General features: G+C 67.6%; 6 protein-coding genes. 1 reads left to right on the plus strand and 5 read right to left on the minus strand.

The genetic code is table 11. The annotated features are described in order from the left end of the window. Window positions 1-125 precede the first annotated feature (125 nt). From V8Z80_RS20600 to V8Z80_RS20620, 5 genes are all read right to left on the minus strand, one after another. Window positions 126-701 (minus strand): histone H1-like DNA-binding protein, encoded by a 576-nt coding sequence (locus V8Z80_RS20600; RefSeq protein WP_336063302.1) that lies wholly within the window; start codon window positions 699-701, stop codon window positions 126-128. Window positions 702-995: 294 nt separating this feature from the next. Further along, window positions 996-2,183: a ribonucleotide-diphosphate reductase subunit beta gene (locus tag V8Z80_RS20605; protein ID WP_336063303.1), complete on the minus strand. Its 1,188-nt coding sequence runs from the start codon at window positions 2,181-2,183 to the stop codon at window positions 996-998. Window positions 2,184-2,203: 20 nt separating this feature from the next. Then, window positions 2,204-5,122 (minus strand): ribonucleoside-diphosphate reductase subunit alpha, encoded by a 2,919-nt coding sequence (locus tag V8Z80_RS20610; protein ID WP_336063304.1) that lies wholly within the window; start codon window positions 5,120-5,122, stop codon window positions 2,204-2,206. A gap of 412 nt (window positions 5,123-5,534) precedes the next feature. Next, entirely contained in the window at window positions 5,535-6,245 is a 711-nt protein-coding gene (locus V8Z80_RS20615) for a methyltransferase domain-containing protein (RefSeq protein WP_336063305.1), read from the minus strand. 95 nt (window positions 6,246-6,340) lie between these two features. Further along, window positions 6,341-9,841 (minus strand): indolepyruvate ferredoxin oxidoreductase family protein, encoded by a 3,501-nt coding sequence (locus V8Z80_RS20620; RefSeq protein ID WP_336063306.1) that lies wholly within the window; start codon window positions 9,839-9,841, stop codon window positions 6,341-6,343. A gap of 142 nt (window positions 9,842-9,983) precedes the next feature. Between V8Z80_RS20620 and V8Z80_RS20625 the strand changes: the two genes are divergently transcribed. Then, entirely contained in the window at window positions 9,984-10,451 is a 468-nt protein-coding gene (locus tag V8Z80_RS20625; RefSeq protein ID WP_155197181.1) for an Lrp/AsnC family transcriptional regulator, read from the plus strand. Window positions 10,452-10,528: the final 77 nt, after the last annotated feature.

A 10,528-nucleotide genomic window follows, 5' to 3' on the forward strand; every position in this document is an offset into this window, starting at 1 on the left:
AAATCTCGACCGTTTCATGGCTACCCCTCCCTCCGTTCGGGCCGTTTTTGCCTTGAGCCGGCCCAAGGCAAAAAACCGCCCGGACAAGCCGGGCGGTTCAGGTACTGCCTTACCGGTCGGTCCGATCAGGGACGGCCGCCGGTGGGAAAGGGCCACGAGGCCGCGGGGTTCAGCGCGGTCTTGGCGCCCGGCGCGGCAGCCGTCGAGGGCGGCGTGGCGGCAGGCTTCTTGGCGGGCGCTTTCTTGGCAGCGGGCTTCTTGGCCGCGGCCTTCTTGGCGGGCGCAGCCTTCTTGGCCGGCGCAGCCTTCTTGGCGGCTACCTTCTTGGTCGCGGCTTTCTTGGCCGGAGCCTTCTTGGCAGCGGCCTTGGTGGCCGTGGCTTTCTTGGCCGGGGCCTTCTTGGCGGCTACCTTCTTGGTTGCGGCTTTCTTGGCCGGGGCCTTCTTGGCAGCGACCTTCTTGGTTGCGGCTTTCTTGGCCGGGGCCTTCTTGGCGGCTACCTTCTTGGTTGCGGCTTTCTTGGCCGGAGCCTTCTTGGCGGCTACCTTCTTGGTTGCGGCCTTCTTGGCCGGCGCGGCCTTCTTGGCGGCGACCTTCTTGACCGGGGCCTTCTTGGCGGCCGGGGTCTTCTTCACGGCCGCCTTCTTGGCCGGGGCTTTCTTTGCTGCCGCCTTCTTGGCGGCTTTCTTGGCAGTTGCCATGGTCTTGCTCCTTAGGTTCAGGGGTCCCAGAACTTGAACCCGGGCACGCGCCGGCCGGTCAAGGGCGGTTCGTACCCGGGCTATTCATCGGCGCAAGCCCCTGTCCCGAACGGGCGACAGCGCTTCGGTTTGCGCTAATGAATGCCGCACGACCATTTGATATGGCCCCCGCTCCCGTGGCGCGAGCCATCTCAAATGGCGCCGGCAAGCGGCCGTTTCCAGCTCGCCTGCCGTAATGTCTGCTTGCAAAAACCTGCTTCGAGCACCCCCGGCCCAAGGGCCAAGCGGCCGGGATCAATCCCAGCTCAGCGCCCCGCCGGTCTGGTACTCGATGACGCGCGTTTCGAAAAAGTTGCGTTCCTTTTTCAAGTCGATCATTTCCGCCATCCAGGGGAAGGGGTTTTCTTCCTGCGGATAGAGGGGCTCGATGCCGATTTGCTGGCAGCGCCGGTTGGCGATGAAGCGCAGGTAGGACTTGAACATGGTGGCGTTCAGGCCCAGGACGCCGCGCGGCATCGTGTCTTCGGCGTAAGCGTATTCCAGTTCCACCGCCTTGCGGAACAATTCGCGGATTTCCTCGCGGAATTCCGGCGTCCACAGATGGGGGTTTTCAAGCTTGACGGTATTGATGAGGTCGATGCCGAAATTGCAGTGCATGGATTCATCGCGCAGGATGTACATGTACTGCTCGGCGGCGCCGGTCATCTTGTTCTGGCGGCCCAGGGCAAGAATCTGGGTGAAACCGACGTAGAAGAACAGGCCTTCCATGAGGCACGCAAAGACGATCAGCGACTTGAGCAGCGTCTGGTCGGCCTCGGGCGTGCCCGTCTTGAAGTTCGGGTCGGCGATCGCGTCGATGAAGGGAATCAGGAACTCGTCCTTGGCCTTGATCGACGGCACCTCGTTATAGGCGTTGAAGATCTCGGCTTCGTCCAGGTCCAGGCTCTCGACGATGTACTGATAGGCGTGCGTGTGGATGGCCTCCTCGAAGGCCTGGCGCAGCAGGAACTGCCGGCATTCGGGGGCCGTGATGTGGCGGTAGGTGCCCAGCACGATGTTGTTGGCCGCCAGCGAGTCGGCCGTCACGAAGAAGCCCAGGTTGCGCTTGACGATGCGGCGCTCGTCCTCGGTCAGGCCGTTGGGGTTCTTCCACAGCGCGATGTCGCGCGACATGTTGATTTCCTGCGGCATCCAATGGTTGGCGCAGGTGGCCAGGTATTTTTCCCAGGCCCACTTGTATTTGAACGGCACCAGCTGGTTGACGTCGGTCTGGCCGTTGATGATGCGCTTGTCGGCCATCCTGACGCGGCCGGCGGTGCCCACGCCGGCCGGCTCGCCGGTTTGCGCCGGTTGCAGCGGCTGCTCGTCGAACGCGCCCGAGGCCGCGCGCACGGGCTCGGCCGATGCGCCCGGCTGGGCCCCGGCGGAGCCGGCCGGCTGGGTGGCGGTTTGCGGGCGGGTGTCTTCTTCCCAATCTAGCATCTTGATTTCTCCGGAGTCGGTTATTGGCAGGCTTCGCACTCTTCGAAGCCGGGATCGCCGGGCTTCATGGTGCAAACCGCTCCGAGGATTTCAGGTTCGGGCAGCACGGGCGCCGCGCCGGCAGCCGCCACCGCGGCGCCTTGCGCCTTGGTGGGCACGGCGTTGAGCTCGCCGCCCTTGCCGGTGGATTTTTCGGCGCTGGTCGCGCCCAGCGTGCGCAGGTAATAGGTGGTCTTCAGGCCACGCTGCCAGGCCAGCTTGTAGGTTTCGTCGAGCTTCTTGCCCGAGGCGCCGGCCATGTAGATGTTCAGCGACTGCGCCTGGTCGATCCACTTCTGGCGGCGCGCGGCGCACTCCACCAGCCATGCCGGTTCGACTTCGAAGGCGGTGGCGTAGAGCTTGCGAAGTTCGGGCGGAACCCGATCGATGCGGGACAGGCTGCCGTCGAAGTACTTGAGGTCGGCGACCATGACTTCGTCCCAGAGACCGAGCTTCTTGAGATCGCGAACGAGGTAATCGTTAACGACCGTGAACTCGCCGGAGAGATTCGATTTGACGTACAAGTTCTGGTAGGTCGGTTCGATGCACGCAGATACGCCAATGATATTGGAAATCGTCGCGGTTGGGGCAATGGCGATGCAATTGGAATTGCGCATGCCATGTTCTTTGATGCGCGCGCGCAACGCGTTCCAATCGAGCGTGCTCGATTCGTCGACATCGACATGGCCGCCGCGCGCTTCGCGCAGCAGCGCCAGCGTGTCTTGCGGCAGGATGCCTTGCGACCACAGCGAGCCTTCGTACGACTGATAGCGGCCGCGCTCTTCGGCCAGCAGGCTCGATGCCCAATAGGCGTGATAGCACACCGCCTCCATCGAGCGGTCGGCAAACTCGACGGCCTCCTGCGAGGCGTACGGCACGCGCATCATGTGCAGGCAGTCCTGGAAGCCCATGATGCCCATGCCCACCGGGCGATGGCGCTCGTTGGAGTTCCTGGCCTTGTTGACGGCGTAGTAGTTGATGTCGATCACGTTATCGAGCATGCGCATGGCGATGCGGATGGTGCGCTGCAGCTTCTCGTGATCGAGCTCGTAGCCGCCGTCGGCGGTCGGCTTCATGTGCGCGACCAGGTTCACCGAGCCCAGGTTGCACACGGCGATCTCGGACTCGTTGGTGTTCAGCGTGATCTCGGTGCACAGGTTCGAGCTGTGGACCACGCCCACGTGCTGCTGGGGCGAGCGGATGTTGCATGGATCCTTGAAGGTGATCCAGGGATGGCCGGTCTCGAACAGCATCGAGAGCATCTTGCGCCACAGCGTGACGGCCGGCATCTTCTTGAACAGCTTGAGCTCGCCCGTCTCGGTGCGGCGCTCGTATTCGACGTAGGCCCGCTCGAAGTCCTTGCCCACCTTGTCGTGCAGGTCGGGGCAGTCCGAGGGCGAGAACAGCGTCCACTCGCCGTTTTCCATCACGCGCTTCATGAACAGGTCGGGGATCCAGTTGGCCGTGTTCATGTCGTGCGTGCGGCGGCGCTCGTCGCCGGTGTTCTTGCGCAGCTCCAGGAATTCCTCGATGTCCAGGTGCCACGTTTCCAGGTAGGTGCAGACCGCGCCCTTGCGCTTGCCGCCCTGGTTGACCGCCACGGCCGTGTCGTTGACGACCTTCAGGAACGGCACCACGCCCTGGCTTTCGCCGTTGGTGCCCTTGATGTGGCTGCGCAGCGCGCGCACGGGCGTCCAGTCGTTGCCCAGGCCGCCGGCGTACTTGGCCAGCAGCGCGTTTTCCTTGATGGCCTCGTAGATGCCTTCCAGGTCGTCCGAGACCGTGGTCAGGTAGCACGAGGACAGCTGCGAGTGCAGCGTGCCCGAGTTGAACAGCGTGGGCGTGGAGCTCATGAAGTCGAACGAGGACAGGATCTCGTAGAACTCGATGGCGCGCGCCTCGCGGTCCTTCTCGCGCAGCGCCAGGCCCATGGCCACCCGCATGAAGAATACCTGCGGCAGCTCGATGCGCGTGCCGCGCACGTGCAGGAAATAGCGGTCGTACAGCGTCTGCAGGCCCAGGTAGCCGAACTGCAGGTCGCGGCTGGCGTTCAACGCCTTGGCCAGGCGGGGCAGGTCGAAGGTGGCCAGTTCGGCGTCCAGCAGCCCGTTCTCGATGCCGTTGGCGATGAAGGTGGGGAAATAGCGCACGTATTCGTCGGGCACGTCGGACTGCGCCACTTCCTTGCCCAGCACTTCCTTGCGGATGGTGTGCAGCAGCAGGCGCGCGGTCACCTGGCTGTAGGCGGGGTCTTTCTCGACCAGCGCGCGTGCCGACAGGATGGCCGACTTGTAGACTTCGTCGACGGGGATGCCGTCGTAGAGGTTCTTGACCGTCTCGCGCAGGATCGCTTCGGTGTCGATGTATTCGGCCAGGCCCACGCCTGCCGCCTCGATGGTGGTGCGCAGCGTGCCCAGGTCCAGCGGGCGGCGCTGGCCGTTTTCGGTCACGTGCAGGCTGGGGTGCTGCTCGGCGGCGGCGGGCGCCGAGCCTTGCTGGGCGGCGCGCTCCTGGGCGCGCTTTTCACGGTACAGCACGTAGGCGCGGGCGGCGTCGTGCTCGCCCGAGCGCATCAGCGCCAGTTCGACCTGGTCCTGGATGTCCTCGATATGGAAGGTGCCGCCGTTGGGGCGGTTGCGCAGCAGGGCGTTGACCACCTGGCCGGTGATGGTCTCGACCAGTTCGCGCACGCGCGCCGAGGCGGCGCCCTGGCCGCCGTTGACCGCCAGGAAGGCCTTGGTGATGGCGATGGAGATCTTGCCGGGTTCGAAGCCCGCTACCGATCCGTTGCGGCGGATGATGTGGTAGCCGCTCCATTGGCCGGTCGAGGCGTTTTCCTGGGCGGGGGGTTGCGGCGGCACGGTGCTAGGCCGCGTATCGGCGGCGGAGGTCGTCTGCATGGAAGCTCCTGTGCGTGAAAAACAAGGCATGACGCCAGCAGTCATGCCATTAGGGTGTCTGGTGGGCGGGGGATGGGACGCGGCGCGCGGCCGGACGGACGAAGCAGGCTTTGTAACTCCGCTGATAGCGGGATCGCGGCGCTTTGACCACTATATGTAGTGTACCACCCCTGGCTTGGTACTAATTCTAGTGAGGGGGTGTAACGACATCAACCTTTTTCGAGGGCATGGGCAGTCGGCTTTGTTACTGAATGCTGGCCCTTGGCCGGCTATGCCAAGACAGCGAAGTAGGCACTATCAAAGCGAGCGCCCAGGCGGGCAAGCAATGCTTTTTGGCCGCCCCGCGTGCGCCTCCTGGGGCGCGCGCGGGGCGCGCATCATAGCGCGAACGCGGCCGCCGTGCATGCGGCCCTCAGGCGGCCGGCCGCGCCGCCGACACCACCAGCCAGCGGCCGTGCTGGGCCTGCCGGCCGCCGGCCTGGCGCCAGTATTGCCGCTCGTGCTCGTCGGCGGCCCGCCGCAGCCGGCCCGCGCAGTACATCCTGCCCGGCAGCGCCAGCAGGTGCTCGATGGCGCGCTTGGGCTTGCGTTCGTCCACCTCGTGGATGCGCACATCCTCGAAGCCGCAATGGGTCAGCAGCAGGTGCAGTTGGGGAAAGCTGAACGGAAAGTAGGTGATGTAGTCGCCCCGGCGCTTGCCGACCATGGGCGCAAAGCCCGAATGAAAGCCCCGCAGGAAGAACTGCAGGCGCGACCGCGTGTACCAGGTGTTGGGCGTGGAGATCACCACGCGCCCGCCGGGGCGCAACTGGCGCTTGAAGCTGTGCAGCAGCACGCCCGGGTTGGTCACCAGGTGGATGGCCTCGCAGCACACGACCGCGTCGTAGGGCTGCTGCGGCGCGGCCAGCGGCTCGTCCAGGTCGTGCTCGCCGACGGCGCCATAGCCGTCATGCGGGCCGGGAAACTCCCACAGCCCCAATCCGTCGGGCCGGGCCGCGCCCGGCTGCGCCTGCAGGGCCCGCCCCAGCCAGCCGTCGCCGCAAGGCGCATCGAGCACGCGCTGCGCCTGCATGGCGCCAAGCACGGACAACACGGTCGAGTGATACGGTTTCGGACGGGACATCGGGTTTTTCCAGCTGCACGCAGAGCGGCGGTTGTACCCGAGGCGCCGCGGCGGGGCAAGCCCGTCGCGGCCCGCCCGGAGGCCGCCGTGGCCGGCTATGCGCTGCGGCGCAGGTCCGGTTCGGCCGTCCCCCGGCCGTAGTCCTGCAAGGCGCCGGCCAGCGCCTGCCGATAGGCCGCGATGCTGCGCGCCTTGACGTGGCCGTAGCCGCGCACCTGTTCCGGCAGGGCGGCGATCCGTTCGGCCTGCTCCAGCGTGCCGGGGCGCAGATCGCGCAGCAGGCGTTCGATCGCCGCTTCGTATTCGGCCAGCAGCGCGCGCTCCTGGCGGCGCTCGGCCGTGTGGCCGAACGGATCGAGCCAGGTGCCGCGCAGGCGCTTGAGGCGCGCCAGCAGCCGCAGGCCGTGCCAGGTGCGCGGGCCCAGGGTGATCTTGCGCGGCTCGCCGGTACGGGGATCCTTGCGCGCCAGCAGCGGCGGGGCCATGTGGAAGTTCAGCTTGAAGTCGCCGGCGAACCGTTCCTGCAGCGACTGCGCGAAGCGCCCATCGGTATAGAGCCGCGCCACCTCGTACTCGTCCTTGTATGCCATGAGGCGATACAGCTGGCGCGCCACCGTCATGGCCAGGCGCGGCGCCTGGCCCGCTTCGCGCAGCGCGGCCTCGGCCCGCTCCACCGCCGCCACCCGTTCGCGATAGCGGCGCGCATAGGCCGCGTCCTGGTAGGCGGCCAGATCCTGGCTGCGCTCGTGCACCAGCGCGGCCAGGGTCTCGGGGCGGCGCAGCGCCACCACTTGCGCGGGCGCACGCAGCAGCGCCGCAAGGGCCTGCGGCTCGTGCGCCGCCAGCCGGCCGGCGTCGAAGGCCGCCCGGTTGGCCGCCACCGCCACGCCGTTCAACGCCAGCGCGCGCATCAGCGCCGCATGCGAGACCGGCACCCAGCCACGCTGCCAGGCATAGCCCAGCATCACGATATTGGCCAGGATGGCGTCGCCGAACAGCCCTTCGGCCAGCGCATGGGCATCGAGCGTGGCGGGCTGCCCCTGGCCGGCGGCATGGCGGATCTTCTGCAGCAGGGCCTGCGGCCGCGCCAGCGCCTCGGGCCGGCGGATGAAATCCGGCAAGGGCGCTATATAAGTATTGGCCACCACCTGCGTCGCGCCGGCGCGTAGCGTGCCCAGCGCATCGGGCGAGACGCCCGCCACCAGGTCGCACACGATGGCGGTATCGGCCTGCCGCCAGTCCAGGCGCACCGGCGCGGCGCCCTGGCCGGCCGGCGCCAGGCGCAGGTGGCTGAGCACGGTGCCGCCCTTTTGCGCCAGGCCGGTCAGGTCCAGCACGGATACCTCGTGGCCTTCCAGGTGCGCCGCCATCGAGACCAGCGCGCCCACGGTGATGACCCCCGTGCCGCCCACGCCGGCCACCAGCAGGCTGAAGGGGCGTTCGAGCCGGGCCGGCGGCGGCAGCGGCAGGGCCTGCAGGCGCGCCTGCAGCGCCTGCAGGTCCGGACCGGCGGCGGCCTGGCTGCGCAGCGTGCCGCCCAGCACCGAAACAAAGCTTGGACAGAACCCGTCGGCGCAGGAGAAATCCTTGTTGCAGCTGGACTGGTCGATGGCCCGCTTCAGGCCGTACGGAGTCTGGACTGGCACCACGGACAGGCAATTGGATTTGCCGCCGCAGTCGCCGCAGCCTTCGCAGACCGCCGTGTTGATGAACAGGCGTCGGGCCGGATCGGCCACGGCCTTATCCGCCTTGGCCGTGGCCGTCTTCTTCTTGCGGCGGCGGCGCTTCTCGGCGGCGCAGGTCTGGTCGTGGATCAGCACGGTCACGCCCGGGATCTCGCGCAGTTCGCGCTGCACCGTGTCCAGCGCGTGCCGCTCGAATACCTGCACGCCTTCGGGCAGGCGCACCTGCGCGTAGCGCGCCGGCTCGTCGGTGGTCACGGCCACGCGCGCCACGCCCTCGGCCAGCAGCTGGCGCACGATCCGCGGCACCGAGATCGGGCCGTCCACGGGCTGGCCGCCGGTCATGGCCACGGCATCGTTAAAAAGGATCTTGTAGGTAATATGGGCGCGCGCGGCCACGGCCTGCCGGATCGCCAGGTAGCCCGAATGGTAATAAGTGCCTTCGCCCATGTTCTGGAACACGTGCGGCATGTGCACATAAGGCGCCGCGCCCACCCAGTCGGCGCCTTCGCCGCCCATCTGCGTCAGGCCCTGGGTGCTGCGGTCCATCCAGGTGGCCATGTAGTGGCAGCCGACCCCGCCCAGCGCCTGGCTGCCCTCGGGCACTCGCGTGGAGGTGCTGTGCGGGCAGCCCGAGCAGAAATAGGGCGTGCGTTTCAGGCCGTCGGCCTCGTTGGACAGGAATGCGGGAGGGGCGAACTCGGGCGACTGCCAGGGCGTGCGCAGGCCCGCCGTCTCCTGCAGCCAGCGGCCCAGCGGCCCGGCCAGCAGCGAGGGACGAAGCTGGCCGGCCGCGGGGATCAGCGGCTCGCCCGACAATGCGGCTTTGCCGGCCACGCTGGGCCGCGCGGCGTCGTTAAACAGCAGATCCTTGACCTGGCCTTCGACCACGCCGCCTTTTTCCTCCACCACCAGTATGTGCGCCAGTCCCTGCGCAAAGCGCCTCAGGCCCTGGCGCTCCAGCGGATAGACCAGCCCGGGCTGGTACAGCCGCACCGGCGCGCGGGCGTCCTGGCCGTCCACGCCCAGCAGGCGCAGCGCCTGCAAGGTATCGAGCGCGGCCTTGCCCACCGCGATGACGCCCACCCGCGCATGGGGCGCGGGCCAAAGCAGCTTGTCCAGGCTGTGGGCGGCGGCGAACCCGGCCACCGCCTCCAGGCGCTGCGCCATGCGCGTTTCGATGGCCGGGCCCAGGAACTCGCGCGTGCTGTAGGGCAGCGCGCCGCCGCCCGGCAGGCTGTACGGGACGGGCGGGGCGGCCGGCATCGAACGGCCGCTTTCGACGGTCTCGGACACGGCCTTGAAGGCCACCCAGGTGCCGGCATGGCGCGAGAGCGCCCAGCCCCACAAGCCGAAGGCTTCGTAGTCGGCCACCGAGGCCGGGTGCACGATGGGCATGCCCCAGCCCATCAGCGAGGGTTCGCTGGCGTGCGGGATCGAGGAGGACACCGCCGTATGGTCATCGCCCACCACCACCAGCACGCCGCCGTGCTGCGAGGCACCCGCGGCATGGCCGTGATGCAGCGCGTCGCCCGCGCGGTCCAGGCCCGGCCCCTTGCCGTACCACAGCCCGAACACGCCATCGACTTTGCGGTCTGTCCGCATGCCGGCCTGTTGCGTGCCCATCAGCATGGTGGCGGCCAGATCCTCGTTGATGGCCGGCACGAAGCGGATCTGGTGTGCTTGCAGCGTCTGGCGGGCGCGCCACATGGCCATGTCCACGCCGCCCAGGGGCGAGCCGCGGTAGCCCGAGACGAAGCCGGCCGTATTCAGGCCTTGCGCGGCGTCGAGCCGGCGCTGGGCCAGCAGCATGCGCACCAGCGCCTGCGTGCCGGTCAGGAAGATGCGGCCCTCGGTGCGGGCCAGGTTGTCGTCCAGCTCGTAGTCCTGGTCCAGCACGGTGTCGTTTGCCATGGGCGGGCTGCCTCGGAAAGGAAGGGCCAAGCCGGATGGCCCGCGCCCATGCCGTCATGGTAGGCCCGCCGCGGCGCACGTTTATTGCGTATGCTTGTCGTGTTATCCCTATAACTTGAAATGAACGTTTCAAGAATTCTTCATGGACAAGATCGACGTATCAATATTGCAGTGCTTGCAGCAGGACGGCCGGGCTTCCGCCCAACAGCTTTCCGACCAGGTCGGCTTGTCCGCCGCGCCCGTCTGGCGGCGCGTGCGCGCACTGGAGGCGGCTGGCGTCATCACCGGCTACGGCGCGCGCCTGGACCGCGAGAAGATCGGGCTGTCCAGCTGCATGTTCGTGCAGATCGGCCTGGAGCGGCATTCGGCCGACGTGGTCGAGCATTTCGAACGCTCGGTGCGCGACGCGCCCGAGATCCTGGAATGCCACGCGGTCACGGGCGATGCCGACTTCCTGCTCAAGATCCTGGTCGAAAGCCCGCAGGCCTACGACCGTTTCCTGCACCGCTTCCTGTTCAACCTGCCGGGCATCCGTCAGACCCGCACCATCGTGTCGCTGCGCGAGCTCAAGCACGACAGCAAGCTGCCGCTGCGGCATGCCGCGGGATAGGGGCGCCCGGCCGGCCCTTGCCGCCGGCAGGCTGCCGGTTTAGATTGGCAAGGCTGTTCCTTTTGCCGCCGGGCCGC

This window comes from Orrella sp. JC864 (genome assembly GCF_037026685.1).
GTDB lineage: Bacteria > Pseudomonadota > Gammaproteobacteria > Burkholderiales > Burkholderiaceae_B > Orrella.